30 protein-coding genes and 1 tRNA gene are annotated in these 26,181 nt (G+C 53.7%); 14 read left to right on the forward strand and 17 right to left on the reverse strand.

Going from position 1 to position 26,181, the window contains the following annotated elements; genetic code table 11:
• Positions 1–45: 45 nt before the first annotated feature.
• Positions 46–1,218, reverse strand: coding sequence for a glycine-rich domain-containing protein (locus ABD796_RS04475; protein ID WP_344903446.1), 1,173 nt, complete (start codon positions 1,216–1,218; stop codon positions 46–48).
• A gap of 142 nt (positions 1,219–1,360) precedes the next feature.
• Between ABD796_RS04475 and ABD796_RS04480 the strand changes: the two genes are divergently transcribed.
• Positions 1,361–1,582, forward strand: a complete 222-nt coding sequence (locus tag ABD796_RS04480) for a hypothetical protein (RefSeq protein WP_344903449.1) — start codon at positions 1,361–1,363, stop codon at positions 1,580–1,582.
• A gap of 116 nt (positions 1,583–1,698) precedes the next feature.
• Here ABD796_RS04480 and ABD796_RS04485 read toward each other — a convergent pair whose 3' ends face one another.
• Together ABD796_RS04485 and ABD796_RS04490 are read right to left on the reverse strand one after the other, a co-directional pair.
• On the reverse strand, positions 1,699–1,923 hold the full coding sequence (locus ABD796_RS04485; RefSeq protein WP_344903452.1) for a YuzB family protein: 225 nt from the start codon (positions 1,921–1,923) through the stop codon (positions 1,699–1,701).
• A gap of 31 nt (positions 1,924–1,954) precedes the next feature.
• Positions 1,955–2,257 (reverse strand): HesB/IscA family protein, encoded by a 303-nt coding sequence (locus ABD796_RS04490; protein WP_344903455.1) that lies wholly within the window; start codon positions 2,255–2,257, stop codon positions 1,955–1,957.
• Positions 2,258–2,390: 133 nt separating this feature from the next.
• Between ABD796_RS04490 and ytvI the strand changes: the two genes are divergently transcribed.
• The gene (gene ytvI / locus ABD796_RS04495; RefSeq protein WP_344903458.1) at positions 2,391–3,488 is read left to right on the forward strand and encodes a sporulation integral membrane protein YtvI; all 1,098 of its coding nucleotides are present in this window, start codon (positions 2,391–2,393) and stop codon (positions 3,486–3,488) included.
• 21 nt (positions 3,489–3,509) lie between these two features.
• Here the strand turns inward: ytvI and ABD796_RS04500 are convergent, their stop codons facing one another.
• Positions 3,510–3,749: a hypothetical protein gene (locus ABD796_RS04500; RefSeq protein ID WP_344903461.1), complete on the reverse strand. Its 240-nt coding sequence runs from the start codon at positions 3,747–3,749 to the stop codon at positions 3,510–3,512.
• Positions 3,750–3,859: 110 nt separating this feature from the next.
• On the opposite strand from ABD796_RS04500, the gene ABD796_RS04505 reads away from it, so the two are divergent.
• Complete coding sequence (locus ABD796_RS04505) at positions 3,860–4,240, forward strand: DUF3054 domain-containing protein (protein ID WP_344903464.1); 381 nt, start codon at positions 3,860–3,862, stop codon at positions 4,238–4,240.
• Between the two features lie 96 nt (positions 4,241–4,336).
• Here ABD796_RS04505 and racE read toward each other — a convergent pair whose 3' ends face one another.
• The 3 genes from racE to ABD796_RS04520 all read right to left on the reverse strand — a co-directional run bounded on the left by racE (position 4,337) and on the right by ABD796_RS04520 (position 6,870).
• Entirely contained in the window at positions 4,337–5,149 is an 813-nt protein-coding gene (gene racE / locus ABD796_RS04510) for a glutamate racemase (RefSeq protein ID WP_344903467.1), read from the reverse strand.
• Between the two features lie 239 nt (positions 5,150–5,388).
• Positions 5,389–6,396: a polysaccharide deacetylase family protein gene (locus ABD796_RS04515; protein WP_344903470.1), complete on the reverse strand. Its 1,008-nt coding sequence runs from the start codon at positions 6,394–6,396 to the stop codon at positions 5,389–5,391.
• Positions 6,397–6,441: 45 nt separating this feature from the next.
• Positions 6,442–6,870, reverse strand: a complete 429-nt coding sequence (locus ABD796_RS04520) for a disulfide oxidoreductase (RefSeq protein ID WP_344903474.1) — start codon at positions 6,868–6,870, stop codon at positions 6,442–6,444.
• Positions 6,871–7,057: 187 nt separating this feature from the next.
• On the opposite strand from ABD796_RS04520, the gene ABD796_RS04525 reads away from it, so the two are divergent.
• A complete protein-coding gene (locus tag ABD796_RS04525) occupies positions 7,058–8,176 on the forward strand; it encodes a phosphodiester glycosidase family protein (protein WP_344903477.1) in 1,119 nt (372 codons plus the stop codon).
• Positions 8,177–8,254: 78 nt separating this feature from the next.
• Here ABD796_RS04525 and ABD796_RS04530 read toward each other — a convergent pair whose 3' ends face one another.
• Positions 8,255–8,638: a YtxH domain-containing protein gene (locus tag ABD796_RS04530; protein WP_344903480.1), complete on the reverse strand. Its 384-nt coding sequence runs from the start codon at positions 8,636–8,638 to the stop codon at positions 8,255–8,257.
• Positions 8,631–9,110, reverse strand: coding sequence for a DUF948 domain-containing protein (locus tag ABD796_RS04535; RefSeq protein ID WP_344903482.1), 480 nt, complete (start codon positions 9,108–9,110; stop codon positions 8,631–8,633). The genes ABD796_RS04530 and ABD796_RS04535 overlap by 8 nt, the downstream gene beginning before the upstream one ends.
• A 300-nt stretch (positions 9,111–9,410) precedes the next feature.
• Between ABD796_RS04535 and ABD796_RS04540 the strand changes: the two genes are divergently transcribed.
• The gene (locus tag ABD796_RS04540; protein ID WP_344903485.1) at positions 9,411–10,055 is read left to right on the forward strand and encodes a bifunctional 4-hydroxy-2-oxoglutarate aldolase/2-dehydro-3-deoxy-phosphogluconate aldolase; all 645 of its coding nucleotides are present in this window, start codon (positions 9,411–9,413) and stop codon (positions 10,053–10,055) included.
• 75 nt (positions 10,056–10,130) lie between these two features.
• On the opposite strand, the gene ABD796_RS04545 is transcribed toward ABD796_RS04540, so the two are convergent.
• The 3 genes from ABD796_RS04545 to ABD796_RS04555 form a co-directional block, all read right to left on the reverse strand.
• Positions 10,131–10,760 (reverse strand): helix-turn-helix transcriptional regulator, encoded by a 630-nt coding sequence (locus ABD796_RS04545; protein WP_344903487.1) that lies wholly within the window; start codon positions 10,758–10,760, stop codon positions 10,131–10,133.
• Positions 10,761–10,889: 129 nt separating this feature from the next.
• Entirely contained in the window at positions 10,890–11,321 is a 432-nt protein-coding gene (locus ABD796_RS04550; protein WP_344903491.1) for a DUF86 domain-containing protein, read from the reverse strand.
• A gap of 9 nt (positions 11,322–11,330) precedes the next feature.
• A complete protein-coding gene (locus ABD796_RS04555) occupies positions 11,331–11,603 on the reverse strand; it encodes a hypothetical protein (protein WP_344903495.1) in 273 nt (90 codons plus the stop codon).
• Positions 11,604–11,924: 321 nt separating this feature from the next.
• Between ABD796_RS04555 and ABD796_RS04560 the strand changes: the two genes are divergently transcribed.
• Positions 11,925–12,359: a LytTR family DNA-binding domain-containing protein gene (locus tag ABD796_RS04560; RefSeq protein WP_344903498.1), complete on the forward strand. Its 435-nt coding sequence runs from the start codon at positions 11,925–11,927 to the stop codon at positions 12,357–12,359.
• 65 nt (positions 12,360–12,424) lie between these two features.
• Here the strand turns inward: ABD796_RS04560 and ABD796_RS04565 are convergent, their stop codons facing one another.
• Together ABD796_RS04565 and ABD796_RS04570 are read right to left on the reverse strand one after the other, a co-directional pair.
• Positions 12,425–12,601, reverse strand: coding sequence for a hypothetical protein (locus tag ABD796_RS04565; RefSeq protein ID WP_344903502.1), 177 nt, complete (start codon positions 12,599–12,601; stop codon positions 12,425–12,427).
• A 109-nt stretch (positions 12,602–12,710) separates the two neighbouring features.
• Positions 12,711–13,124: a phage holin family protein gene (locus ABD796_RS04570; RefSeq protein ID WP_344903505.1), complete on the reverse strand. Its 414-nt coding sequence runs from the start codon at positions 13,122–13,124 to the stop codon at positions 12,711–12,713.
• Between the two features lie 287 nt (positions 13,125–13,411).
• Between ABD796_RS04570 and ilvD the strand changes: the two genes are divergently transcribed.
• The gene (gene ilvD / locus ABD796_RS04575; RefSeq protein WP_344903508.1) at positions 13,412–15,097 is read left to right on the forward strand and encodes a dihydroxy-acid dehydratase; all 1,686 of its coding nucleotides are present in this window, start codon (positions 13,412–13,414) and stop codon (positions 15,095–15,097) included.
• 576 nt (positions 15,098–15,673) lie between these two features.
• A tRNA-Ala gene (locus ABD796_RS04580) sits at positions 15,674–15,746 on the forward strand.
• Between the two features lie 709 nt (positions 15,747–16,455).
• On the opposite strand, the gene ABD796_RS04585 is transcribed toward ABD796_RS04580, so the two are convergent.
• Positions 16,456–17,118, reverse strand: coding sequence for a transcriptional regulator (locus ABD796_RS04585; RefSeq protein WP_344903511.1), 663 nt, complete (start codon positions 17,116–17,118; stop codon positions 16,456–16,458).
• 558 nt (positions 17,119–17,676) lie between these two features.
• Here ABD796_RS04585 and ABD796_RS04590 point away from each other — a divergent pair.
• Genes ABD796_RS04590 through ABD796_RS04605 form a run of 4 tightly spaced genes read left to right on the forward strand, consistent with a single transcriptional unit; the run spans position 17,677 to position 20,380 of the window.
• Positions 17,677–18,144, forward strand: a complete 468-nt coding sequence (locus tag ABD796_RS04590) for a hypothetical protein (protein WP_344903514.1) — start codon at positions 17,677–17,679, stop codon at positions 18,142–18,144.
• Positions 18,126–18,911, forward strand: coding sequence for a GyrI-like domain-containing protein (locus tag ABD796_RS04595; protein WP_344903517.1), 786 nt, complete (start codon positions 18,126–18,128; stop codon positions 18,909–18,911). The genes ABD796_RS04590 and ABD796_RS04595 overlap by 19 nt, the downstream gene beginning before the upstream one ends.
• Before the next feature lie 40 nt (positions 18,912–18,951).
• Complete coding sequence (locus ABD796_RS04600) at positions 18,952–19,581, forward strand: Crp/Fnr family transcriptional regulator (protein ID WP_344903520.1); 630 nt, start codon at positions 18,952–18,954, stop codon at positions 19,579–19,581.
• 52 nt (positions 19,582–19,633) lie between these two features.
• The gene (locus tag ABD796_RS04605) at positions 19,634–20,380 is read left to right on the forward strand and encodes an SDR family oxidoreductase (protein WP_344903523.1); all 747 of its coding nucleotides are present in this window, start codon (positions 19,634–19,636) and stop codon (positions 20,378–20,380) included.
• 40 nt (positions 20,381–20,420) lie between these two features.
• Here ABD796_RS04605 and ABD796_RS04610 read toward each other — a convergent pair whose 3' ends face one another.
• Positions 20,421–20,558 carry a hypothetical protein gene (locus ABD796_RS04610; RefSeq protein ID WP_344903526.1) on the reverse strand — a complete coding sequence of 46 codons (138 nt, stop codon included), beginning with the start codon at positions 20,556–20,558 and terminating at the stop codon, positions 20,421–20,423.
• A 131-nt stretch (positions 20,559–20,689) separates the two neighbouring features.
• Here ABD796_RS04610 and ABD796_RS04615 point away from each other — a divergent pair, with 131 nt between their 5' ends.
• Both ABD796_RS04615 and ABD796_RS04620 read left to right on the forward strand, forming a co-directional pair.
• Positions 20,690–23,848, forward strand: coding sequence for an ATP-binding protein (locus ABD796_RS04615; RefSeq protein ID WP_344903529.1), 3,159 nt, complete (start codon positions 20,690–20,692; stop codon positions 23,846–23,848).
• Positions 23,849–23,851: 3 nt separating this feature from the next.
• Positions 23,852–24,949 carry a response regulator gene (locus tag ABD796_RS04620; protein ID WP_344903532.1) on the forward strand — a complete coding sequence of 366 codons (1,098 nt, stop codon included), beginning with the start codon at positions 23,852–23,854 and terminating at the stop codon, positions 24,947–24,949.
• A 65-nt stretch (positions 24,950–25,014) separates the two neighbouring features.
• Here the strand turns inward: ABD796_RS04620 and ABD796_RS04625 are convergent, their stop codons facing one another.
• The gene (locus tag ABD796_RS04625; RefSeq protein WP_344903535.1) at positions 25,015–25,935 is read right to left on the reverse strand and encodes an L-lactate dehydrogenase; all 921 of its coding nucleotides are present in this window, start codon (positions 25,933–25,935) and stop codon (positions 25,015–25,017) included.
• Positions 25,936–26,181: the final 246 nt, after the last annotated feature.

Below are 26,181 nucleotides of genomic sequence, written 5' to 3' on the forward strand. Positions count from 1 at the left end.
TCAGCGCCTGGCACCTAGATGAATCGGCCAAGCCTGACTGAGGTATCAGTCCCCTCCGCCACCGCACGAGGAGCAGGACGAGGAGCTGCATGAGGACGAATCCCCCGAGCCCGAGGAGGAATCGCCGGAATGTCCGCCGTCGGAGGAATTCCCGTCAGAACTTCCGTCGGTATTCCGGGACTCCGGCCCTCTGTCACCCCCGAAAGCAGAGCAGGAGGAGCTGCCGCAGGATGCTTCATTGCGCCTTACTTCCTCGGGGATCGCTTCCCGCATATGCTCTTCATAGCCTAGCGGATCGAGGACCGAGAACATCATCATCGCGGATGCCATCATGGCAAAGTTGGAGCCCCCGGCATAGGCGGAATTCGGCCCAGAACCGGATGGTTCCATCCGGTATGAGTGCGTACGGCCATCCTCGCGATCGTAGGTATCGGCAAAGCTCTCTTCCGTTCGGTGATCCTCGGAACGTCCCGCCCGGTCAATCTGCTCCTTCGCCTTGCGGATTAAGACCGATACGCACTCGGCGGCTTCCGGCTGTACCCCGTCGGACGATCCGCGAAACCGCAGCCGGGCGATCGTCTCTGCCGGTTCGTCTTTCAGCGTCTGCAGCAACTCCCCGTCAAGCGGATAGAGGAAAAATCCCCGCCAGATGCACCCGCTGTACGGGGTGGGCGTAAACATCTGGCTGTACGCCCAGTCGAACCAAGCGCGCTCCCCCGGAATCGGCACCGCCTCCCCGTGCGGGGCATGATGCACCGTCCGCCCGTTCCATTGCAAACAAAACCGTTCATATTCGCGGGTGAACATCAGCATTTCATGCCAGAGGTCGTCCACCTCGGGACTGAACATCGGAACGCCCTTCAACACGGCGTTCATCAGCAAATACCGTTTCAGCTCCAGCAGCTTCCACGCATATTCGGCTTCGGACATACCCGGATGCTCGTTCAGAACGCGCTTCTTCAGCGTCGGACCGAACTCGCTCTCGAACGCCCGCTCGAGCTTCGCCGCCGTATCCGCAAGCGGCATATCCGGCGCGAGACCCAGCTTGGCAGGCAGCGTACCGTCCTCATAAGGTTTCAGCGCCTGCAGCCGCGCAGCCATGCGGGCGGCTCCCTCCGTCCCCGCCACGCTCCCCGGGCTCCGATTTTTTCTGGAGACTCTGCCTATCCATAACAAAACGAACAATACGACGATGGCGATGACGATGGTTTGAGACATAGTACCGCTCCTCTTCTCCGGAATGTTGTTGGTTTTACTATACCACGGATACTGCCGGCGCTTCCTCTTCGCAAACGTTTTTCGTTTTTGATATGATGTTGATAGGATAGGATGAAACGAATGGACGGAAGGAGAACGAACCATGCGCAGCAAACGCACGCTACTGCTTGTTCTGATGGAGCTCGTGTTCGCCGTCGCCTTCGTGACGGCCTCGGCGCTCGTCTTCCTGTACAAAAACGACAACATGTGGGTACAGGTTCTGCTCGTGCTGGGCGGCATCGCCGGTCTGCTGAACGGCGCCTACCTGCTGAAGCTGCGGAGCAAGCCTCCCGTCCGCAGACGTCCCGGCGGACCCAAGCGGTAGGCTATGGTCGGTTATGGTTGGCTGCTGCAGTTGGCCCCCGCGTGCCGCCGACCGGCACACCGGACGGTCGCATAAAAAAACGGCCCTATCCCGTCGGGAAGGTCCGTCTTTTTGCGCTACTTTTTTATGTACTTGCCCGCCTTCTCGATCGCCTCGTCCTCGCTCGGGGCCGTCACGTAACGGCCGTTGACAAAGATGAACGCCGCCCGTGAGCAGGGTCCGCAATACGATTTGCAGCCGACTTTCACATCGGAGTCCGGGGTGATCTTTTGCAGCTTGGCAAGCGCCGTTTTCACTTTCATATGCTTGCATTTGTCGCAGATGCGTATATCGTTTGCCATGTCCGTTCCTCTTCCGGCCCGTGCTCAGGCGTCAGTGGTCGCCATGGTTTCCTTTGCTCGGGTTTGTAATAAAAAATCCTTCGTTCGGCAAAAACAAATAGTCGATCTTAACGCCGTCTAGCACAGGCTCGTTTTTGTCCAAGATGACCTCGATCCCTTTATCCGACTCGACTACGATATCGTCTTCCGTGGGCTCGTCCAAGCCGAGTGCATAATGGACATGGTTGCCATGCGTGAAGTCAACCTTGACCCGCACCTTCAGCCCGCTGTTTTCTTCTTGCTCCAATTCCTTTAGCAGCACCTTCGCCGCGCTTCTCGTAATTTTGACTTTCATGCTTTCCACTCCTTGTTTGACGTGTCCACTTTCAAAATGATACCACGTTTTGCCGACATCGTCTAATTTTGTGGACTTCCCACGGGCAAAACGATAAAATGTGGAATATCTACCCTTGGTTCGAGGTGAAACCATGCTGTCGTTCTACAAAAAATATTACAAAACGGTGTTCGATATCGCTCTGATGGCTCTGACGGTTTATTTGTTCATGCTGACCTTCAGCTATCTGTACCGGATCGCCACGCCAATCTTCATGGCGCTGGTCATCTTCGCGATCATCGAGCCGTTCGCCCGGTTTCTGAGCCGCAAGGGCATGAAGAAATCGATCGCCACGACCATCTCTACGCTGGTGTTCGTCCTCTTTATATTGGCGGTCATCATCGGCGCAGGCGCGATCTTTACGACGCAGCTGTACCAGCTCATCCAGAAAATACCCGCCTACTCCCGCATACTCCAAGAACAGATTTTCAACAACATGGGCTATTGGCAATCCAGACTGGAGACCATCCCTCCCGACTGGCTCGAACGGGCCAAGGAATATTCGACGATCATTACCGATAAAGGCGCAAAACTAGCCACGACGTTCCTCGGCGGACTGTTCGGCATGCTGACGTCGGTGTCCTCGTTCGTATTCAACTTTGCCATCGGCGTGATTTTGGCGTATTTCCTTAGCGTGGAGATCGAGTCTTGGAAACGGTTCGCTTCGGACAAGACCCCGAGAACATTCAAAACAGCCTTCTTTTTTCTCAAGGAAAACGTGTTAAAAGGAATCGTCACCTACATCAAGGCTCAAGCGAAGCTGATCACGCTGACGTTCGTGATCATATTCGCGGCCCTGCTGCTGCTTCGCGTGCAGAACGCCTTCATGATCGCGCTGCTGTCCGCTATCTTCGACGTGCTGCCGCTGCTCGGCGTATCGACCGTGTTTATTCCGTGGATTATTTATTTGTTCGTCGTCGGCAACATTGAGCTCGCCATCTGGCTGACCGTGCTGCTTGTGGCCGTCGTAGGGACGAGGCAGATTCTGGAGCCGAAAATAACCGGCGATTCGCTCGGCGTATCCGCCTTTACGATGCTTTCGTTCATGATCGTATCGCTGTCGCTGTTCGGCGTAGCGGGCGTCATATTGTCCCCGGTGCTCATTATTCTCGTCAAGGCGTTGTACGATCAGGGCTACTTGCGCAAATGGATCCGGCTGCCCGAGGAAGAATACGACAAGCATCTGCTGTAGCCCGTTCCGCCGGACAAGCTTCTATAAGACCGCTCCGTACTTGCGCTCCGCGCGGGAAGCGAACCAGTTCATCGCGAACAGGGTGATGGCGATATCGTCGACGGGCACGAACGGAAGCGCGTCCGGGAGTACCCAATACAGCAATACCGGAACTCCGAACAGCAGCTTCTCTGCGAGCGGCACCCCGGGCGAAGCGATAAGCCTCCAGACGCGGGGGCCCAATTGGCGCCAATGGTTCCAAGTGAACAGCTTTCGGATCATGGACCGTCCTCCTTCCCGCGGGCATATGCGCTTGCGAGCGCCCGGCCCGCCAACAGCATGACCTACATGATGCTCGGCTCAATGCCGATTCAAGGGAGTTTGATTGGGAAATGCCCGTATTCCTTCTTGTAGCCGGCGACCTGCTTGTCCTGTATGCGTTCGTTATCGCAGGCAGGCAAGACCATGCAATGGCGTTCTCGTTGGCCGCCTCCTTGGAGACGGCCTTCCCGTTTGCGATCGGCTGGCTCGCCGCGCTGGCCATTGTCCGGACCTACCGGCTCCGGACCGTTTCCTCCGTCGGGAAAGCCGCGCTGTATGCGCTGCTGACCTGCTGCATCGCCGTTCCGCTCGGCCTGCTGCTTCGTTCCCTATGGCTTGGAAGGCTGCCGAACGGATCGTTCGCCGTCGTAGCTTTCCCTTTAATTGCCTCCTTTATGTTGATATGGCGGACGTTGTGCGTTTTTCTGTTCCGAAACCGCCGTTCGTCCTAAACGCTAACGGGACCGGCTTGTCCGCCCGAAGCGACCAAACCCTCCATAGCCGCTGCTGCACAGCGGTTTTGGAGGGTTTTGCCGTTCGTTCGCTTTCTATTCGGACAAGCGCGTCATTTGCCAGAACACGGGGGACACTCTGATTTGTTCGCCCAGCCATTCCTGCGCGATCGCTTGGAATGTCTCTGGCGTGCCGCTGCAAAAAAAACGATGCACCGGGACATGGCCCGACTGTTCCAGTTGCCCCCTATGATGCAAGATGGTGCTGATCTCCCGGGCCGTCTCGTCCGCCGAGCTGATGATCGCTACCTTCGGTCCGACGACGTCGGCAATTGCCTGCGTCAGAAACGGATAATGCGTGCAGCCGAGAATGAGACAGTCGATCGGGCTGCCGAGCAGCGGCCGCAGCGACTGTTCGACCGTCTGCTTCGCTTCCGGCGAGCGGTACATCCTTCGTTCCACGATCGGGACAAGCCGGGGGCAGGCTAAGCTGAAAACCTCGGTATGCGGATTGATGGCCTGAAGCGCCTGATGGTACGCTCCGCTGCGAATCGTGTTTTCCGTGCCAATCACGCCGATGGAGCCGTTCTTCGTCGACTTGATCGCCGCACGCGATCCCGGCTGAATGACGCCTACGACCGGGATCTTCACCTGGGCCCGAATATGCTGGAGCGCAATGGCCGTAGCCGTGTTGCAGGCGATAACGATCATTTTCGGACGGAACTGGAGCAAGTATTCGACGATTTGCCGGGTGAATTTTAGCACTTCCTCCGCGGCTCTCGGACCGTACGGCGCCCGCTCGGTATCGCCGAAGTAGACTATTTCCTCCTGCGGCAGCTGACGCATGACTTCCTTGGCGACCGTAAGCCCCCCTACCCCGGAATCCAAAATGGCGATCGCTTGAGCCACGTAGAATCGCTTCCTTTATCTTGGCAGGATGAAGACTACATATTTAGAATATGAGCGGTTGCGGGGAAACGTTCCCTAGGCGTTTGGCGGTATCGCAGCAGCGGCAAAAAGTCAGGGGCGTTTGGCGGTATAGTCAGCACCGGCAAAAAGCCAGGGGCGTTTGGCGGTCGTAACGCGCACCAACAAAACAAAAGTCCGGCGCTCCGGCCGGACTTTTGTTTTACGCTTATGCGGAAGGCTTACTTCTTTTGCAGCTCGGACAGCGTGCCGAACTCGTAGCCTTCGCTTTTGATTTCCTTCAAAATGCGGTCCATGGCCGCGATATTTTCCTTGGACGCCTGGTGCATCAAGATGATATTGCCGTCGTGCAGATTGCCGATGATGTCGTTATAGGCATCGTCCGCCCCGTTCTTGCGCGGCTCCCAATCTTTCATCGCGGTGGACCAGAAGTACGAGGTGTACCCCAAGTCGGACAGCAGCGTCAGCAGATGAGGGCTGTACGTTCCGTAAGGGAAGCGGAAATATTTCGGCACTTCCTTGCCGGTAATCCCTTTGTACAGCTTCTCGAAATCCGCCACTTCCTGCTTAACCTGCTCGTCCGTCAGCGTCGTAAAGTCTTTATGGGTAATCGTATGATTGCCTACCGTATGCCCTTCCTCAAGCAGCAGCTTGATATAGTCCGGGTTGTTTTTGAGATTGTAGCCGGTCACGAAAAACGTCGCCTTCACGTCGTTGTCCTTCAACGATTGCAGCAAAGTCTTGTAGTCCAGCAGTTCGCCGCCGACATCGATGGTCAAATACACTTTTTTGCCGGTACCGACCCAAACTGCCTTCTGGTCCGGCTTTAGCTGCTTCGTCTCCGCCGGGAATCCGGGCACCTCGCCTTTTTTCTTCTTCATGTAGTACCACGAGACGGCTTTCTTCTCCGCCGCTGTCGGCTTGCCCGTCTGCTTCGGCGGCTGGTACGTTTGCTCCTGTACGGTCGTCTGCTGTGCAGAATCGGTCTTGACCGGTTCCTGAGTTTGCTTCACCGGCTCCTCCGCCGGTTTGGCATCCTTGGGCGGCTCTTCCGCAGACTTGTCGGGCTTGTCCGCAGGCGGAACGGAGCTTTTGACGTCCGGCTGCTGAACGGGAGCGACCGGCGTCTGCGGTTTGGCCGAGGCGCCTTCGTCGCTTCCCTTCGAGCATGCGGCAAGCAGCGTGCCTGCCGTCAAAGCGATCGCCACTATCGAGCTTATTTTACGCATTCGTTCGATCCCTCCTGACGGTGTGTGCGCAAGAATGTGCCGACATTAGCGGCGGCCTTGGCGGTCGATCTTCCATAATACGAGCTGAATGGCCGTAATGAGCGCGAACCCGGTCAAGGCAAGGAACGGAATCGTCACGAAGCCGAACCAGTTGATGTATTGCGCGTCGCACGGCACGATGCCGCACGAGAATGAATTCGACTTGAACAGATCGGTCTTCTCCATCAAATAGTGGTAAATCGAGATGCATCCGCCGAGCACCGTCATCGGCAGCACGTACATGTACACCTGCTGCTTGCGGATGGCGGCGATGCCGAGCAGGAATACCTGCGGGTACATCAGGATGCGCTGATACCAGCATAGCTTGCAAGGCAAATAACCCTTCACCTCGGAGAAATAAAGACTTCCGAGCATGGCGACCAGCGCGATCGCCCAAGACAGATGAAGACCGTTCTCCTGCATAAATTTGCGCATATCCCCGAAAATTCTCCTTTACTTGTCCGCAGGGCGGCAACAGCTTTTCCATTTATTATAGTGGATGCAAGGGGCATTTGAAAAGAAAGCGCTCCGAGGACAGGAAGAACGGACAGCCGTTGAAACTTTTTGCCGGCTTATACGTCAATTGTATTGACTATTCATATCGATCCGGAAAGGACTGTCGATGAACCCAAAACCTGTACAATCGCCCTCAACGCCAAAAACGACTACCAGTAAGCGCAAACGCAAGCCGCGGCGGCTGCTGCGCGCTCTGCGCAATTTGACGATCCTGCTGCTGCTGTGCGCCGGTGTGTTCAGCGGCTGGTTTTTTATGACCGCTTCCGGCAGCGAGCTGCGCTACCTGATGGCCGATACGCTCATTACGACCCAGCACCGCCATTGGGCCAAATATTTGATCGGCCAGGACGGTCTGGACCGGCAAGTGGCGAAATATACGACTCAGTTCGAGCAAATGTCCGAGACGCCGAGCACGATCGCCGCGCACATCCCGACGGTTCCGGAGAAGCAAAAAGAACCGGACAAGCCGCTTGTACGCATCGAGCCGATCGAAGGAGCCAAGTTCAAAGGCCACCTGCTAATCGTCAGCGACCCGAAAAAAATCCGTCTCGCCGTTCCGGACAAAGTCGGCAAAGGGGAGAAAGTATCCAGCATGGTCAAGCGGACGGGCGCGGTCGCCGGGATTAACGCCGGCGGGTTTATCGACCCGGAATGGAAAGGAAACGGCTTCCAGCCGACTGGCATCGTGATCTCCGGGGGCAAAATTTTTTACAATGACAGCTCGATGAGCACGTCCACCTCGATCGTCGGCATCGACAAGGAAGGCCATATGATTGCCGGCAAGTATACGCCGACCCAGATGCTGGCGATGGGCGTTCAGGAGGCGGTTACGTTCACGCCGAAGTTCATCTCCGACGGCAAAGGGCTGATCAAGGACCAGAACAGCGGCTGGGGCATCGCGCCGCGGACCTGCATGGCCCAGACGGCCGACGGCACGATCCTGTTCGCCATCATCGACGGCAGGCAGACGCACAGCATCGGGGCGACGCTGTACGACGTCCAGCAAATCTTCCTGGAGAAAGGCGCGATTATCGCGGCCAATCTCGACGGCGGCTCCTCGACCGTGCTCGTCCACGACAACGAGATCGTCAACAAGCCGGCCAGCCCTTACGGCGAGCGCTATTTACCGACCGCCTTCCTCGTATTCGAGCATCCGGAGAAGGCGCCGATCCGCAACGTCTGGGAAGGACTCGATATTAGCAAAATCGATCCGTCCAAGTGGTAGTATCCAATCTTATCCGAGAACGGTTCAGAACCAAAAAGAAGAGGAGACTCCCGGCCGTCGGAGTCTCCTCTTCTTCGGTTATTTCAAGTCGCGGCGGACAAACACGGCAGCGTCGGCCGGCATCATTTCGTCTTCCGCTTCCTCGCCGGATATCGCCACTTCCTTGCGCGCTTCCTTCCACGCTTTGACCTCGTCGGTGACCGTTTCCGCTACTTCCTTGGCCTTCTGCACCCATTCTCCGGTATGCTCCGACACCTGCTTAGCTAACACGTGGGTTTTGGTGTTAACCGTTTCGGCCAGCTCTTGCGTCTTCTCGGAGATGACATGTGCCTGCGTAGAAATATCCGCTCTCAGCTCCTTACCGCTCTTCGGAGCGAACAACAACGCCGTAACGGCCCCCAGCACGCCTCCGACGATTGCGCCAAGTATAAAGTCCTTCCCTCTTCCTTGATGCTCAGACATCGCTCTCAATCCTTTCGTATGGTTGCTTGGGCCGCGCTGCTCCGCTTTGTTTCCGGGATTGCCATTTGCGCCACAAGTGAAGACCGAGCGACGCCCACTCCAGCATCTCCGAAGTCCGGTTGCGCTCGCGGCTTGCTTTTTCTCCAGCCGCCCGGACCGAATTCGATACCGTAGCGGATACTTGTTTGACGGAAGTCGTAATCTGATGAACCGATTCCCCCACTTGCCCGACGGACAGGAACAACGCATCCAATGACTTCAGCTTTCCCTCCACATCCCCGGCAATATGCTCGGTGCGCTGCATCAGCTTTACGGTTTCCGCCGTTATCGTATCCAGCTTCATATCCACGTGGGCCAACGTCTCGTTCACTTGCTTCAAGGAAGCTCTGACGGACTGCAAGGTGGCGGCAAGAAAGACAACCAATACGATAAAAGCTACGGCGATGCATGCTACGCTAATTTGAATGATCACAACGCTTCACCCCTCCGGCTTCTGGCACCATCGACTCCGCAGACCGGCGAAGCTGCCTGCGCCGCTTCGCCGTTTTCCTAGACGAATGCCCAGTTCTTACTTTTATTATAAGTACATCAGGCATGGTTTGACACAGCAACGGCCGAAAAAAATGAAAAAAATGCCGAAGCTCGTCAAGAAAACGCCCATCCTGCGCCGAAAAAACCGCGGCCGCAGCCGCTCGGATAGACTTGCGGACCGCATTAAGGCTATAATAGATCGCATCAAGACCACCAGACCATACACGAAGGAGTCTGCTCCATGGATCGCGAACAAGGCTTGTCCGAACTAAACCGCACTCGCATAATCGCCATTCTTCGCGGAGTGCGCGAAACCGATATCGAGCGGCTGGCCGAAGCGCTGCTCGCCGGCGGCATTACCGTGCTGGAGATTACGCTCAATACGCCGGGCGCGCCCGGTATGATCCGCCGGCTGCAAAGCCTCTACGGGGAACAATTGTATATCGGCGCCGGCACCGTGCTTGATATGGACGATTTGCAGGTTGCGCTTGACGCCGGCGCTTCCTTCATCGTGACTCCGAATACCGACGAGGACGTCATTCGCCGCTGCCGGGAGAAGAACGTGCCGATCTATCCGGGAGCGATGACTCCGTCGGAGGTCGTCCGCGCTTGGAAGGCCGGCGCTACCGCCGTCAAGCTGTTCCCGAGCGCCAGCCTCGGCCTCGGCTATATCAAGGAACTGCAAGGTCCGCTCCGCCACATCCCGATGGTTGCCGTAGGCGGCGTCAACACGGACAATATCGCCGACTTTATCCGCGCGGGCTGTCAAGCCGTCGGCATCGGGGGCTATGTAATCAACCTGAAGGAAATCGAGGCCGGCAACTTCGAATGGGTTCGGGAACGCGCCGCCCAGCTTATCGCCCGTACGCAGCCGTTCGCTCCGTAACCGTATGGCCCGAAACGAACAAACACCTGCAGCCTGCCGCTTCCGCGACAAACGCTGCAGGTGTTTGTTGGCATTTCAGCCTCGCTTCCCGGGCGCGGCGATCCGGTACACGCATTTACCGCCGCCCTTGGCCAGACATTCCGTTCGCTCCACCTTCGTGCCCAGCAGGTCTTCGAACAGCTGCTTCTCGCACTCGCAGGCTTCGTCGTATTGATTGGCCACCTGGGAGATCGGGCAGTTGAACTCCTGAAGAATAAAGCCGTTCTCCGTCGGCTCCCAGTCGACCATGTAGCCGTTGGCGTTCTGGATTTCCGCGAGCTTCTCCACCCGTTCCTCCAGCGTCCTGCCTTCCATGCTTGCTTCATGCTTCTGGAGAAGCCGTTCCTTGCGTTTGCCGAACAGCTTGCCTACCGCCTGCTCATCATCCATTTCCCCGAGCAGATCGAGGGCGAGCATATGATAATTTTTCGGAAACAGATCTTCCGCCGCTTCCGTCAAACGATAAACGTGCATCGGTCTGCCCATGCTTTGCCGAACAATGTGGGAATCGATATAGCCGTCGCGTTCGAGCGTGTTCAAGTGTCGACGCACGGCCATTTCGGTAATGGCAAGCCGTTTGGCCATATCGCTTACCCCGAGCGGCCCGGACGTCTTGAGCATTTTGACGATCGTTTTTCTTGTTGAGGATTCCTGCTCCATGTTCAACCTGACTCACCACCCGGCGCCTATTGCGCACTTCAATGGTTTTAAGCGCGCTTACCGTCATTTTATCGTATTTTGACACATAAGTAAATTAGTAAACAACATTGTTTCGAAAATAGGCGGCGCAGACGTCTACGCCAACTCCTTGGCGACGAACGCCTGCACCGATTCGCCGAAGCGCGCCAGCAGATCCGGCAGCCGTACGGTCAGCGGATGCAGACTGCCGCGTTCGAGCCCCGCATAATCCTGGACGAGCGGCTTGCGCAGACGGACCAGCCGCTGCAACGGCTCCAACAGCTCCGGCGCGAACACGTCTTCCCCGTGAATGATTTCGACAATATCCTCATAGCTGCTCGCATCCCGCATCAAAAAACCGTCGATCAGCAGGCTGCCGAGATCGGTCACCAGTTCGACGGACAGGTGAAGCAGCCTCTCCTGAGCCAAGATGTGGAGCAAATCCGGTTGGCCTTCTCGCCATTCCGCACCAAGCCGCGTAGCCGCCTCGGACAAAATCGGAATGATGCCGAGCCTTTCCCCGATCTGCTCGTGATTGACATAGTACATCGGTTGTCCCTACTTTCCGTTGCGCTTGCGCTTATTCCATCTGGCCCAGGCGATCGTCACGACGAAGGTCAGCACCACGACCAATACGACAAACATCGCTTGTCCGATATCTTCCATTTCCAGCTTGGCTTCCAGCGGCCAATAATTCATTTGCAGTCTCACCGTCCCAAACGTTTGAGCCGATTCCTCCGTCCTTAGGCGGCTGCGCCAGTCCGGTTCATCGTCTTCATCCAGTTTAGCCTCGCGCCATGCCACCGTCAAGAAATCGGCACGTACAGTCATGATTCGTTCAATTTCACGCTTACTTTTTCTCTAGTATGTACCTTTTTTATGACAAATCGTGTATAGTAAACCTATTCACATTTATTGGCGGTATTAAAGGAGAGAATGGAAATGTTTGGCGTTGGCGTTGGCGTTTGGGTGCTGCTGATCATCATGACCGTCTTGATTATTGGTATTTTCATATACGCCTTGAACAAAGGTTACTCGCGAAAATGGGACGAATAACGACGAAAAGAGTCCGAAACTAGTAATTAGACGTTGTCAAACTCTGGTAATTGTTGTAAAATGAAGACGTAATAGATGTTAACGGAGGAATATGCCATGATGATCCCCGTCCTGAAAACCAAAAATGAAAACGAAACCGAGCTCGTCATGCTGGACCTGAACGATGTGCTTTATATCAATATCGAGAAACGCAACATCGTCTATCATACGCTCGATGACAAATATTTGCACTTATCTACGCTAACCGAGCTGTATGATCATCTGTTCGACAACGGCTTCGATTTGTTGGACAAGACCAATCTGGTCAACCTGCACAAAATCAAGAAGCTGGACAGCAAGCAAGGAAAAATTTATTTCGAGGAAGCCCCTTCGGACGACAGCAAGTACGCCACAGTAGCCTTTATCAAACAGAAGCTGTTCCACAACGTCATCTCCCGCGCAATCGCCAACAACACCAACACGAGCCTGGAGTATACCTCCAAGCCGACCAACGACGGCTTCCGCATGACGCCCCGCACTTCGGAAGAGTAGCCCTTGCATGGAATCGGCCCATATGGCCGGACATGAAAAAAGAACCTTTCCGAAGAAAAGGTTCTTTATTTGTTTTCCGCAAGCGAGCCGTGAATGAAAGCGGCCATCGCCGGCTGCGGAGCCTCCTGCGTGATCTCAAGCTGCTTGAAGCAACGGCTGAGCACCAGCAGTTTCTCCTCCGCCTGCTGCTTCGTAAGCGGCGATCCGAGCCGTTGTCCCTTATAGCTTATGTAGTAAGGCATAGATTCAGGCCTCCTTTTAGCTTTCTCTATAGTCAATAACAGCCTCTCCTATAATGTATACGCGGGTATAGGCAAAAATGTTACCGTACCCCCGCATATTTTTTCTCCATCATTTCTCGTTTTTATCCGCAGTATCCCCTTTATTCTTCAAAACCCCGATTAGCTTACGGACTCCTTCTGGCAGCGGAACGCCAAGGTTTCCGCAATTTTCCGTAATCGAGATGAGCTCGTTCGCCATATAAAAGTAAATGAAGCCGGCCATAAACAAATCGGTGCCGAGCAGCAGATCGAAGCGGTGGCCGACCATCACGATGACGACCATCAACCCTTTGCGCCATATCCCCCAAAACCCTTTGGTGCTGCTTAAGCCTTCGCCCACTTTGATCGAAGCCGCAACTCCGGTAATATAATCCACAGCCACCAACAGCAAAAAAAGCTGCACCAATTCGCTCCAGCCTCCGAACATGTAGTTCAAAACCGCGCCGGCAATACCGACAACCGTGTTAAAACCAAATAGCGGCATAGTGTCCTCCTCCTTCACCCCCATTTCTATCAATTTATGCGAAGATGGTAGAAACGTGCCGGTTTGGTGCGGATTTTTGTCGTGCTGCCGGCATGAAACCGGCACTATGCCTGGAACGTGAATGCCCATAACCCTTCGCTCCCGGGGCGTTTTGCCGCTGGAATAAAGAAAGTGTGCTCGAGGTAGAGCATATTTTTCGTTTTTTTGTTAAAATAGAGTTTAGCACTTCTCATTCAGCGCATCCAAGCCGAACGGCTTCTATGTTTCCAATCAAGGAGGTACGACTAATGCCCAAGTCAAAGATGAGATCGGACATGATCAAAAAAGGGTTCGACCGCGCCCCTCACCGCAGCCTGCTGCGTGCGGCCGGCGTTAAGGAAGAAGATTTCAACAAGCCGTTCATCGCGGTGTGCAACTCCTACCTCGATATCGTTCCGGGTCACGTGCACTTGCAGGAATTCGGCAAAATCGTCAAGGAAGCGATTCGCGAAGCGGGCGGCGTTCCGTTCGAGTTCAATACGATCGGCGTCGACGACGGCATCGCCATGGGTCACATCGGCATGCGCTACTCGCTGGCCAGCCGGGAAATTATCGCCGACTCGGTGGAAACGATGGTCAACGCCCACTGGTTCGACGGCATGGTCTGTATTCCGAACTGCGACAAAATTACGCCGGGAATGATGATGGCGGCTCTGCGCGTCAACATCCCGACAATCTTCGTCAGCGGCGGCCCCATGAAAGCCGGACGGACGAAGGACGGCCGCGCCATCTCGCTTACTTCGGTATTCGAAGGCGTGGGCGCCTATATGACCGGCAAGATCGACGAGAAAAGCTTGGAAGAGCTGGAGCAATTCGGCTGTCCGACTTGCGGTTCCTGCTCGGGCATGTTCACCGCGAATTCGATGAACTGCCTGGCCGAAGTGCTCGGCTTGGCGCTGCCCGGCAACGGCACGATCCTCGCCGTCGCTCCGGAGCGCCGCGATTTCGTCCGTCAATCCGCCACGCAGCTGATGGAGCTGATCAACCTCGATCTAAAGCCGTGCGATATCGTCACGAAGGATTCGATCGATAACGCCTTCGCGCTTGACATGGCGATGGGCGGTTCCACCAATACGGTACTGCATACGCTCGCCCTGGCCCACGAAGCCGGGATCGACTACCCGATCGAGCGCATCAATGAAGTGGCGAAGCGCGTGCCTTATTTGTCCAAGCTCGCTCCGGCCTCCGACCACCATATCGAAGACCTGCACAACGCGGGCGGCGTCAGCGCCATTATCAACGAGCTGTTCAAGAAGGAAGGCGCCCTGTACGGCGACGTTCTGACCGTATCCGGCAAGACGCTGCGCGAAAACGTGGCCGGCTGCGACATTACGGACCATACCGTCATCCGTCCGATCGACGATCCGCACAGCAAGGAAGGCGGCCTGTCCGTCCTGTTCGGCAACCTTGCTCCGAACGGTTCGATCATCAAGGTCGGCGCTGTCGACAAGTCCGTCGGCGGCTACCACCGCGGACCGGCGATCTGCTTCGATTCGCAGGAGGACGTATTGAAAGGGCTGGCCGAAGGCAAAGTGAAAGAAGGCCATGTCGTCGTCATCCGCTACGAAGGACCGAAGGGCGGCCCGGGGATGCCGGAAATGCTCGCTCCGACGTCGCAAGTCGTCGGCATGGGTCTCGGCACGAAAGTCGGCCTCATCACGGACGGACGGTTCTCCGGCGCGTCCCGCGGCATCTCCATCGGCCATATTTCGCCGGAAGCGGCCGAGGGCGGACCGATCGCCTTCGTGCATGACGGCGATATGATCGAGCTGGATATGAACAACCGCACCATTACGCTGGAAGTCAGCGACGAAGAACTCGAGAGCCGCCGCGCATCCTGGCCCGGCTTCGAGCCGAAGATCAAGCGCGGCTACCTGGCCCGCTACTCCGCGCTCGTCACCAACGCCAGCCAAGGCGGCGTCATGAAGATGTAAGTGCTGCCCTGCATGGGCTGTCGGAACGGATTACCGGAGGAGAATCGACACAGCCCGACCGGCGTACGCCTATCGCACCATAACAAACAGCCTTGGTTCCCCGAAAGGGGGCCAAGGCTTGTTCGTTTTCATTCCATGCGGAAGGCGACAGGCGAACGGATTCCCGCCTTATTTCGAAACCAGTGTCCGTTTTTCCCGCTCGCGGGCCAAATGTTTCATCACCGGATAAAGCGCATAGAGATCCGTAGCGTTCAACTCCTCCAGCAGAAGCATCATCTCTTCTTTCAAATCCAGATTCTTCTAGTCCGGTTTCGATGGCGGACGGCCCGAATAGCCGGCACTCGTCCCATTGCTTCTTCCCGCAGACCCGCGACCTCCGCTCGGCCCATGACGAAGAGTGACGTTAATCTTATGTAAATGGATTGTTTTCTGAATTTTTGGACTTGATTTACTTTTACTCCTGCAGTTGCAAATGCTTATCTGCCTGTTGTATACTAAGGAAGTCGCTTGAGGGGCTTGTCTAAATGGATGGAAAGCCTTGCTAGCAACAATGCCGGTTAACCTTATACTTAACATGGGGCCTTAGCTCAGCTGGGAGAGCGCATCGCTGGCAGCGATGAGGTCAGGGGTTCGATCCCCCTAGGCTCCATACTTACGAAAGCTCCACTCGAAAGAGTGGGGTTTTTGTTCTATTACAGGAGTTCGGGGATTGAGCCGCTAAAGGGGTTCTGACCGCGTGCAAGTAACGTAGCGGATGAGCACGGCATGGAGATCGAGATCTCCGCTAAGATCGTCATCGTCGGGTCAGCTTCGTCCGTAACGTTCAATCCGGATTTCCATTTTCCCCTTGGCACAGGAGGAGGAGGCGAACCCCGGGGTTCGCCTGCTAGCAAGGAGTAGGATTTCGGGGTTCCGCAAAGTAATCGGAATTACCTTCGATACACGGATTAACATTACGGCGATCAATTACCTTCGAAGCACGGCATCACATTGCGGGGATCAGTTACCTTCGAAGCACGGATTAACATTGCGGGGATCACATTGCGTGGTATAGCACTGAGCACGGCGTTGAATTCTACCTCCAGGAATTTGCCTCGTTGTATATGGCTCGGGTGACTGCAACGGAATTCAGCGACCTTATTTGAATTATTTTGCAGATATAATAATCTCAAAGGAACTCAAAGCCGTTATTCGCCTATTTCGATGGCAGTCCTTCGCGAATTGTAGTCAATAGCGGCGTATGGTTCCGTTAGTTTTCAAAAACGACCAAATTTCGTAGAATAACGTCTCTAAGTTCCGTTGGCTCTCCGCTCCCCTCTCTCCTCTCTCCTCTCTCCTCTCTTCTCTCTCCTCTCTTCTCATAGATTCCTCAGGCTGCTGCCTACATTCAACTGATAAGTCCGAAATCGCAAATGACCTCCAACCACAATCACATGCTGTTTCTCCACTAAGCCATGCAGCACATTACGAGCGTAACGATCGGTCACTCGAAGATGATTCGCAAGTTCCATTGGTGTAAACGGCCGCATAACTCTTCGCGCATACCGCACCGTTTCCGCCTCCATATGATTCAACCGGGCATCCACCTCGAACGAAAGAAACTTCCCAATGAACGATAAAACCAACTGCTTGCAAAACTCCGGTTCATCCCGAATCGACAAATACGCAATCGGTAGAAAGATCCAATCGTCGAGCGATAACAAACTTTGTCTGCGGCACAAATCTTTGAAACGCCGTGTATCCAAATCTCTGGCGTGCGATCCGAAATCTTGAACTTCTATATCTCCTTTAGCGCCTCCTGGCAAAAAAGCCAAATCGAGATACCGATACCCGTTGTTGAAATCGCGGACCTCCCATTCCGGATACAAGTGATCGAAATTACCGACAACCGGATACCAGATCGAACGCAACAACTCCACAGTTCCGTGGCTAAGTCCTTTTTGTAACATCTCACGTCTGCGATGATTCTTCTCCTGCTCAATTTGTTTCTGCATCCATATCTCATATAGTTTCTTAAACATAAAACTCCCCCTATCTTCTAAACGAAATAAAAAAAGCCGCCTCGATACTTTTAAGTATCAAAGCGGCATGTGCTTCATGGCCGTTGACTTGAGTATAGCACTGAGATTTGTTCAGAATCAAGGCGGGATTGAGGGTTCGTCTGCTCGATCTGATATAGTTAAGCCCAAAAAGAGGTATCCATATATGCATGCAAGAGCATGTGCGAGGCGATTCTTGGCGATTTCAATTAAATACGGTAAAGGGTCTTCGTTTACATCATCAGCGGGCTTAAGTCTGTACGGGCGAAGGATGCAGATCGTTCAACCGTTCCGTCAATGATGATATCCCATTACAGTGGGATGAGGCTAATCGGTAGCCTTAAAAAGAATTATCCGCACGCGGATCCGAAAAATGGATATTGAAACCTTTCCCCTTCTATGGTAACGAATTTTTACCTTTGGAAGGGGATTTTATATCATATTTTGCCCCAGTGTATAATTGACTACAGGCTTTTCAATATGCTGAGATTACAAGGGTCCCATCTATGCGCAGATGGCCAACGGAAGGAGCAAGGGAGTTTGCTGAAGAAGCATCATCGGTCTCTGTCGGCCAGTCTGCTATTGCTTTCGGCTTTCTGTGCAACGGTATTCCTCGGTCAGGAAATGCTAATCTCCATCGTTACCCTCATTGTCCTGTCGGCAGAGCTCGGGATTTCGAACGGGCTCTTCAAGAAGCATGACAAAAATGTGAAAATAGAAGGGAAAAACAAGCAGGAAGCGCTCCTTGTGAATACCTACACGGATGGAGTAAACCTCGTAGAAGAAAACGGCGCCGTGGGCATGCAAATCGTGTCGCTGCTGAAAGCGGTGAAGCGGCTTGACGCAACCGAGACGAACGAGCTCAGGAGCTGTGGGGCCATAACCGCTTCCAATTCGGAGAAAGCCAACCTCTATTCGAAGCCGGCATTCCGGTTATCGGACTCATTCCTTTGCCGGACTACCTGCTCGTCGATCGGGAAAGCCGGGAGATGGATAAATTGGACGTGAAACTCATGTGCGAGCTGAATGCTCCCCCGCTTCGAACGCGTTTCACGGGTTCAGGTATTGTAAATATGACATATAGCTGTCACGTTCGAAATGTTAAAATATACAAAAACCAGGCAAAGGAGAAATACAATTTGAGTAAAAAAATAGAGTACAAGAAAGATTTTAAACATCTCTATGTGCCTAATCGGTTACCGGAAATTGTTGTAGTGCCGAGGATACCTTTTATTATGGTCAGTGGCTCCGGAAACCCTAACGGCGAGGAATTTTCCAGTGCGGTAGAAGCTTTATACAGTTTGAGTTATGCGGTGAAAATGTCTTACAAAAGTGACGATGTGCCGGCCGGATATTACGAATATACGGTTTTTCCTCTTGAGGGCGTGTGGGACTTGCTTGATCGGACCAAGCCGGCGACGGATAAAAACAACTTGAAGTATACGATTACGATACGCCAGCCCGATTTTTTGACTGAAGCCTGGTTTATGCGGTTTCTGGAACAGACGAAAAAGAAAAAACCTAATCCGTTCCTTGAGAAAGTCCGGTTCGAGTACGTGGAAGAAGGATTGTGCTGTCAAATGATGCACATCGGCAGCTTTGACGATGAACCGCAAAGCTTTGCTCAAATGGAAGGGTTCTGTGAAGAGAATCGTTACATCCGTACCAGCAAAATTCATCGGGAGATTTATTTGTCAGATCCTCGAAAAACGCAACCGGAAAAGCTTAAAACCGTGTTAAGATTTCCTATTATACAGGCAGATTCTCGTCCTTAGGCAAATTGGGCGAAATCCGGAAGAGGAGGGAAACCGGCAAATGGACAAGTCGACAAGCAACGCCTTGACCGATGATGCGAAAGCGCTGACCGCCATGCGCATGCAGATCGATCGAATCGTACCGATTCCTCCGGAGGAATGGGCGTTTTTTGCAGCAAGGACGTCGCGTCGAACGCTGCTTCAGCACGACCATTTTGTCCGCGCGGGAGAGGAACTCGACGAAATCGCTTTCTGCACCTGCGGCTTGTTCCGCCTGTATTACACAACGCCGGACGGCGCCGAGTTCAATAAAAACTTTTGCACGAGCGGCGACTTCGTCACCGTTTACAGCTCCTTGCTGCAACAAGTCCCTTCCTATTTTTCCATTCAGGCCATGGCCGACAGCGAGCTGATTGTATTCCGTTATTCGGATTTCAAACCATTGTACGATCGCCATGCTTGCTGGGAAAGACTAGGGCGAGTCATTGCCGAGATGTTATATCTCCATAAAGAAACCCGCGAAAGGGAGCTGTTGCTGTATTCCGCGGAGGAGCGCTATCGGTTGTTCTTGCAGCGTTATGCTTCGTTGTCCCGGCAGCTTCCTCTATATCATGTTGCGTCTTACCTGGGCATAACCCCCGTCGCGCTGAGCCGGATACGCAAAAAAATGACGGACCTAAACCTAGGATAAGGAAATCTCCCCCTTCAAGCTCTATACTGAACGGAAGAAAGGGGAGTTGATCATGAATCCGTCAGGGCATACGATATTGATCACCGGAGGCGCTTCCGGAATCGGTCTGGCTTTGACCGAGCAATTTCTCAAGCACGGGAATAAAGTGATCGTCGCAGGCCGCAGCGAAAGTAAGCTGTCCGAAGTGAAGGCGCGCTATCCGGATGTACAGGTCATTCCGTGCGATATTAGCCGGGACAGCGACAGGGGCAGGCTTGTGAAGTGGCTCAACGAGGAGCATTCCGATCTAAGCGTGTTGATCAACAATGCGGGCATTCAATACAACTACGCTTTCACCGATTGGAACGTCCAAGAGGCCGACAGAACAAGAACAATCCAGGAGGAAACGGACATTAACCTGACCGCACCGATCAAGCTGATCGCCCAGCTTCTTCCGCTGCTTGCCCGGCATCCGCAAGCCGCTATCGTCAATGTTTCCTCCGGCTTAGGCATTGTGCCCAAGAAGTCGGCCCCGGTGTATTGCGCGACGAAAGCCGGATTGCATCTGTTTACGAAAGCGCTCCGGTATCAATTGGAATCGACCCCTGTTCGCGTGTTTGAAGTGATTCCGCCGCTGGTCGACACGGAGATGACGCGAAATCGGGGAAAACGCAAACTGTCCGCCGAGCAGCTGGCCGCGGAATTTTGGCGGGCGTACCGCCGCGACCGGCTGGAAATTGCGATCGGCAAGGTCAAACTGCTCAATTGGATGAATCGTTTTGCTCCCGCGGTTGCCGAAGCCATTTTGAAAAACAGCTAATCTAGGTCTGACCGACTGCTCGGCAGAATAGTCCAGTCGGTCAAGCTCCCCCATGTTTTGTGTCCGCTTCAATGTCCCCTTCTTCTCCGACCCCATCCAGTCGGAAGCTCATCGTGCCCCATTCGGGCTTCTTCATGTTCACTCCCTCCAAATGCACGGCTTGTCCGCTCTCTTCCATTTCCACGCCTCCACTCGCGGCACAGAGTGTCTTGTTTATTATGTGTTGATTGGAAACTTGTACAATAAGCTCGAATTTTGTAGAAAGGATTTCGCAGCGTCTGTATGGAATGAATCGGAGAGCGGGAATGTATGCGAAATGAGGGAAGCGTGTTGCTGGGACAGACGCCGTTTGGAAGAACCGTATTGATTTGCTTGGTCAGCCTTCTATTTTGTTCGCTCATCCCCCTCTCTGTCCTGTCGAATCCCGACAAAGCGGGGACTTCCTTGTACGTCCGCGAAGGGGTAATGGATCTCGGCACATGGAACCCTGATCGGGATAAAATCGTCAGACTGGACGGTGAATGGGAATTTTATTGGGACCGGCTGTTGACCCCTGACGATTTTCGCCAGCAGTCGCTTCCTTCGGTTCCGGGGAACGTCGCGTACATGCATGTTCCTTCAACGTGGAACGGGAATAACGTTGACGGCACTTCATTGCCGCCATATGGGGCAGCGACGTACCGCATGGTGCTGAAGCATCTTCCGTTCTCCGGGGTCTTCGCGTTGAAAAAGACGAATATCCGCTTTTCCAGCCGAATCTACGTAAACGGACAGGAGTTGCTGGAGGACGGGCTGCCTGCCCGTAACAAGCAATCGTATCGATCGGGAAACCGGCCCCAAATCGGTGTTTTTGCCTCCGATGGCGGAGAAGTCGAGATTGTCGTCCAGGTCGCCAACCACGATTATATTAATGCGGGGATTGCGGTCTCGCTGATGTTCGGCAAACAATCGGACTTGCTGGAACAGCAGCAGAAAGAGCTGGCTCGCGAATTCGCCCTGCTGGCGATTCTAGGCACGCTTGCGCTCATTTATTTCATTTGCTTCGTTGTGGCAGCCATTTATCGTAAGAAGGATAACTCCCTTCTTCTGCTCGCCCTCATGTGTCTCATTTACGGATTATATAACAGCTTGATGGGAGAACGGCCTTTCTTTCTGCTGGTGAGCGGGATTTCCTTCGAGGCGTTGTACAAATTCAAAGACGTCCTTTCCATCGTCAGTTGCATGGTATTGGCTATCTTTTTCCATCATCAGCAAAAAAGCATCATTTCCTTGAAGCTGACGCAGATCGTATCGCTCGTACTGGGCGTTTTCGCTATGCTGATCCCGTTTCTGTCCATTGGTCAGTATACGATGATTCAGTATTACATCGTCGTTTTTTATTCCTTGTTGCAAATATGGCTGCTCGTAAAAGCCGGCTTCTTGTTTGTCGGAAGCGAGCAAGCGAATCGTTTGAAATCTTTGCTGCTTTACATGGCCGTACTGATGGTGAATATTTACTCGATTGATACGATCTTGTTCGCGCTTGGCGTGATCGACAATATATGGGTTGGACGGTCCTGTATCATCATCCTGAACATCATCATGATCTTTCTCGTTGTTCTCCGTTTTTTTGAAGCCTACCATACGATTGATGAGATGAAGAACGAATTGCTGCGGCTGGATCGGATTAAGGATGAGTTTCTGTCAAATACGTCTCACGAATTGAGAACGCCTTTGAATGCGATGGTGAACATTTCGGAATCGCTGCTCAAAGGAGTGGGCGGTGAGGTTAACGAAGTGCAAGCGCAAAATTTATCGATTATTTGGAATAGCGGTCGAAGACTGACACATCTCGTCAACGAGCTGCTGGACTATTCCAAATTGAAGCATGGGGATATCCAGCTTCATCCAAGCGACTTGAATTTGGACGCCTATGTCGAATCGGTTATTCAGCTTCATCGCTTTCTGCTTACGGGAACTGGAACGAAGCTCGTCAATCGAGTACCGGAGCACCTTCCTCCCATCTATGCGGACGGCAACCGACTCATTCAAATTTTGCATAATTTGATCGGCAATGCGATCAAGTTTTGCGACGAGGGCGTTGTAGAGGTGAGCGCTGTCGGGATTGGAGAATGGGTTGAGGTCACGGTCAGCGATACCGGCATCGGTATCGATCCGCATATGCAGGAACGGATCTTCATGGATTACGAGCAAGGGGAGCATGTCGGAACGTCTCGCTATGGCGGAACCGGCCTCGGATTGGGCATTACGAAACGGCTGGTGGAGCTGCATGGAGGACAAATTCATGTGAGTTCAAGTCCCGGACATGGGTCGACATTTACGTTCACGCTTCCCCTGGCCTCCACAGAACAGGAACTTGACGGCACAGAGAAGCTGCCGACGATCGAGGAAGTATTCCCTCCGCATGTCGGCAAGCCGCCGTATTGGGCGTATCCGCTGACCATTGAGGGCGAGAAGCAGGAACCGATCTTGGTTGTGGACGATGACTCGGGCAATTTGCAAAGCATGATCAATCTGTTCAAGCTGGAAGGTCATACGATCATTGTCGCCAATCGCGGGGAGCTTGCCCTTCAACTGCTCTCCTCTCGTCACGATCTGTATCTCGTCGTATTGGACATTACGATGCCCGACTTGTCCGGATTCGAGGTGCTCAAGCGAATCCGCGAACGATTTTCGCTATTCGAGCTTCCGGTCCTGATGTTGACGGCAAGAAGCCGAAGCGAGGATATTCGTCTGGCGCTGGAACTCGGGGCGAACGATTTTGTCGGTAAGCCGTTCGAGTCCGAGGAGTTGATGGCCCGCGTGAAAAGCTTATTGCGATTGAAATCGTCCGTTAAGCTGGCACGGGATGCGGAAATCGCCTTTCTACGCTCGCAAATCAAGCCGCACTTTCTGTACAATGTGCTGACGGCTATCGCCGAACTATGTGTGACCAATTCGAGTCGGGCGGAGGAAGTTACGCTGCAGTTATCGAGCTATTTGCGCAACAGCTTCGATTTCAAGCAGTTGGACGCCATGACGACGCTTGAAAGCGAGCTGGAATTGGTCAAGTCTTATGTCGCGATCGAGCAAGCCCGCTTCGGTCCCCGCCTGCAAGTGGAATATGAGGTGGACGCGAATCCGCATCTGCTAATTCCTCCGTTGATTATTCAGCCGCTGGTGGAAAATGCGATTCGGCACGGTGTAAGAGCCCACTCCAAAGGGGGCAAGGTGACGATTTCTGTCAAGGAGCAGGTCGACGGTATGGTCGCCCTATGCATCGAAGACGATGGCAGAGGAATGAGCGATTCGAAGCTGCATGCTGTTCTGAATCCGGATAACGCGGCGAAGGGCATCGGGCTTTGGAACATCACCCGGCGTCTGAGACTGCTTTACGGTACGGATATGCGGATTGCAAGCAAGGAAGGCCAAGGAACCTGCATCGAGATCGTAATTCCCGCGAAACTATCTTTACGCAAGGAGGTCTAACGTATGCTCAGAATTATAGTGGTGGACGACGAGGAATTACCGATGATGCGATTGAAACGTTTATTAACCGAAATCAGCGAACATAGCGAAATTGCAACGTTCCTCGACCCGCTCGATGCGTATGATTATGCCCGATCGCATCGTGTCGATATTGCATTTCTGGATATTTCCATGCCGGATGTGAACGGAATGAAGCTGGCGGGCTTGCTGGTGGACATCCACCCGAACATAGAGTTCATCTTCGTAACCGGCTTCGACGAGTATGCGGTTAGAGCTTTCGAGATCAATGCGCTGGATTACATCATGAAGCCGGTTACGATCGAACGGTTGACCGTCACGATGGAGAAGATCCGACGAGTGCACCGCCCTGTCGTTGCGGGGGCGGATTTGGAGGTTCATCTGTTCGGCGGGATGCGCATCCACTATCAAGGTGCAGGAGGCGGGCGAGAACTCCTGAAACTGCGAAGCCCGAAGACGGAAGAACTATTCGCATTTCTGATCTGCAAACGAACGGTAAGCCGAGAGGAAATCATAGATATGCTGTGGAGCGGCTTGTTGCCGGATAAAGCTTGGAAAAACTTGAATTCCACGCTCTACTATATTCGCAAGGCCATTGATGCAAGCAATTGCTCGTGCGAAATCACGACAATGGGAGACGAGATCCGACTGCATACGGACGGACTTTATTGCGATCTGTATGAATTCGAACGATTATGGAAGGAGATCAGGCACACATCTGAGCGCAATGCCGACTTGCTTGAGCGGGCAGCAGCTTTGTATACCGGGCCATTGCTGCAAGGAAAATCATGCGAATGGGCTATTCCGTATATCCGGCATTCGGAGAAGCAATACATGGAACTGCTGGAGCTATTGGCCCAGCATTATCGCGAGTGCCACCAGCCCATACGCGCCTTGCATTATTATAGCGAAATCGTAAAACTGGACGGGACCCGCGAGGACATCCACGTGGAACTGATACGGGTGCTCGTGGAGCTTGGGAGAAAGCATGAAGCGACGAGGCAGTATCAACAATTGGAGGAGATGCTGCTGCGCGAGCTGGATGTGAGACCCGATCCGAAAATAAAAGAGATGTTGTTGTAAGCACAGCGACGGCGGCCTAAGGGAGCCCGAAGGGCCCCCTTTATATTCACGTTCAACTCAACCGTTCAATTCTCTAACGCGATCGACCCGATCAAGCCCTTCAGCTTATCGGCCGAACGCTGCAGCAGCACCTTCTCGTCCGCGGACAGCTTCAGCTCCAGAACCTCTCTTACGCCCTGCCGGTCGACAATGCAAGGAACGCCGAGGAATACGTCGGAAATGCCGTGATAGTCGACGAGCCTCGTGGATACGTTCAGAACGGCGCCCTCGTCCCGTAAAATGGCTGTGCAAATCCGGTCGAGCGCAAGCGCGATCGCGTAATAGGTGGCGCCCTTGGCGCTAATGATTTGATAAGCGGCATCCCGCGTATTCGCAAATATGTCCTCTTTGTCCTCTTCGCCGATGTCCAGCTCCGTTCCCGCCACATTGGCCAGGCTCCATACCGGAAGCTCGGAATCTCCGTGCTCCCCGACGATATGGGCATGCACGCTGCGCGGATCGATATCCAGACGTTTGCCGATCAAATAACGGAATCTGGCGCTGTCCAGCAGCGTTCCGGACCCGATGACGCGCTTGGCCGGCCATGCCGACTTTTTCCACGTAAAATAGCTCATAATATCGACCGGATTGGAAGCGATGAGTAAAATACCGTGTTCGTTATGCTTCAATACCTCGCTGACAATATCATCGAAAATCGAGACGTTCCGCCTCAGCAGATCGATGCGGGATTCCCCTTCCTTCTGCGCGGCCCCAGCGGCGATCACGATAATATCCGCCTCCCGGCAATCCTCGTACGTGCCCGCCCAAAGCTTGCACCCTCCGACAAAAGGCATGCCGTGATTCATATCCAGCGCGTCTCCGACAGCTTTCTGATGGTTCGCGTCGACCAGCACAAGCTCGTCGGCACGGTTTCTGAGCAGCAGCGTATAGGCGGTAGTCGAACCGACCGCCCCGGCCCCGATGATGACAATTCTCGTTTTTTTCATTCTCTTTTCCTCCCGTCATATCTCTCTATTTCATGAATCCATAATAATACATAAAGTCAGCGGAATGAATACTCGAAAGAAACGATCGCCGAGCTTAAAATGAAAAGATGTTATCTTATTCCTGCTTTCCGCATTGCAAGCGAATATTCCGGCCTTCTTGGGCTTACCGTTTACCGCACTTACGGTGGGTCATTGGCGATGAGGTCGGCACAACACTCCAACCCTTGACAAGTGAGGTTTACTACA

Source organism: Paenibacillus hodogayensis (assembly GCF_039536325.1).
Lineage (GTDB): Bacteria > Bacillota > Bacilli > Paenibacillales > NBRC-103111 > Paenibacillus_AB > Paenibacillus_AB hodogayensis.

Excerpts from the sequence above, each read along its gene's own strand:
- ABD796_RS04475 (WP_344903446.1), bottom strand. The coding sequence starts at position 1,218 with ATGTCTCAAACCATCGTCATCGCCATCGTCGTATTGTTCGTTTTGTTA.
- ABD796_RS04480 (WP_344903449.1), top strand. The coding sequence starts at position 1,361 with ATGCGCAGCAAACGCACGCTACTGCTTGTTCTGATGGAGCTCGTGTTC.
- ABD796_RS04485 (WP_344903452.1), bottom strand. The coding sequence starts at position 1,923 with ATGGCAAACGATATACGCATCTGCGACAAATGCAAGCATATGAAAGTG.
- ABD796_RS04490 (WP_344903455.1), bottom strand. The coding sequence starts at position 2,257 with ATGAAAGTCAAAATTACGAGAAGCGCGGCGAAGGTGCTGCTAAAGGAA.
- ytvI (WP_344903458.1), top strand. The coding sequence starts at position 2,391 with ATGCTGTCGTTCTACAAAAAATATTACAAAACGGTGTTCGATATCGCT.
- ABD796_RS04500 (WP_344903461.1), bottom strand. The coding sequence starts at position 3,749 with ATGATCCGAAAGCTGTTCACTTGGAACCATTGGCGCCAATTGGGCCCC.
- ABD796_RS04505 (WP_344903464.1), top strand. The coding sequence starts at position 3,860 with ATGCCCGTATTCCTTCTTGTAGCCGGCGACCTGCTTGTCCTGTATGCG.
- ABD796_RS04515 (WP_344903470.1), bottom strand. The coding sequence starts at position 6,396 with ATGCGTAAAATAAGCTCGATAGTGGCGATCGCTTTGACGGCAGGCACG.
- ABD796_RS04520 (WP_344903474.1), bottom strand. The coding sequence starts at position 6,870 with ATGCGCAAATTTATGCAGGAGAACGGTCTTCATCTGTCTTGGGCGATC.
- ABD796_RS04525 (WP_344903477.1), top strand. The coding sequence starts at position 7,058 with ATGAACCCAAAACCTGTACAATCGCCCTCAACGCCAAAAACGACTACC.
- ABD796_RS04530 (WP_344903480.1), bottom strand. The coding sequence starts at position 8,638 with ATGTCTGAGCATCAAGGAAGAGGGAAGGACTTTATACTTGGCGCAATC.
- ABD796_RS04540 (WP_344903485.1), top strand. The coding sequence starts at position 9,411 with ATGGATCGCGAACAAGGCTTGTCCGAACTAAACCGCACTCGCATAATC.
- ABD796_RS04550 (WP_344903491.1), bottom strand. The coding sequence starts at position 11,321 with ATGTACTATGTCAATCACGAGCAGATCGGGGAAAGGCTCGGCATCATT.
- ABD796_RS04555 (WP_344903495.1), bottom strand. The coding sequence starts at position 11,603 with ATGACTGTACGTGCCGATTTCTTGACGGTGGCATGGCGCGAGGCTAAA.
- ABD796_RS04560 (WP_344903498.1), top strand. The coding sequence starts at position 11,925 with ATGATGATCCCCGTCCTGAAAACCAAAAATGAAAACGAAACCGAGCTC.
- ABD796_RS04565 (WP_344903502.1), bottom strand. The coding sequence starts at position 12,601 with ATGCCTTACTACATAAGCTATAAGGGACAACGGCTCGGATCGCCGCTT.
- ABD796_RS04570 (WP_344903505.1), bottom strand. The coding sequence starts at position 13,124 with ATGCCGCTATTTGGTTTTAACACGGTTGTCGGTATTGCCGGCGCGGTT.
- ilvD (WP_344903508.1), top strand. The coding sequence starts at position 13,412 with ATGCCCAAGTCAAAGATGAGATCGGACATGATCAAAAAAGGGTTCGAC.
- ABD796_RS04585 (WP_344903511.1), bottom strand. The coding sequence starts at position 17,118 with ATGTTTAAGAAACTATATGAGATATGGATGCAGAAACAAATTGAGCAG.
- ABD796_RS04595 (WP_344903517.1), top strand. The coding sequence starts at position 18,126 with ATGGATAAATTGGACGTGAAACTCATGTGCGAGCTGAATGCTCCCCCG.
- ABD796_RS04600 (WP_344903520.1), top strand. The coding sequence starts at position 18,952 with ATGGACAAGTCGACAAGCAACGCCTTGACCGATGATGCGAAAGCGCTG.
- ABD796_RS04605 (WP_344903523.1), top strand. The coding sequence starts at position 19,634 with ATGAATCCGTCAGGGCATACGATATTGATCACCGGAGGCGCTTCCGGA.
- ABD796_RS04610 (WP_344903526.1), bottom strand. The coding sequence starts at position 20,558 with ATGGAAGAGAGCGGACAAGCCGTGCATTTGGAGGGAGTGAACATGAAG.
- ABD796_RS04615 (WP_344903529.1), top strand. The coding sequence starts at position 20,690 with ATGCGAAATGAGGGAAGCGTGTTGCTGGGACAGACGCCGTTTGGAAGA.
- ABD796_RS04620 (WP_344903532.1), top strand. The coding sequence starts at position 23,852 with ATGCTCAGAATTATAGTGGTGGACGACGAGGAATTACCGATGATGCGA.
- ABD796_RS04625 (WP_344903535.1), bottom strand. The coding sequence starts at position 25,935 with ATGAAAAAAACGAGAATTGTCATCATCGGGGCCGGGGCGGTCGGTTCG.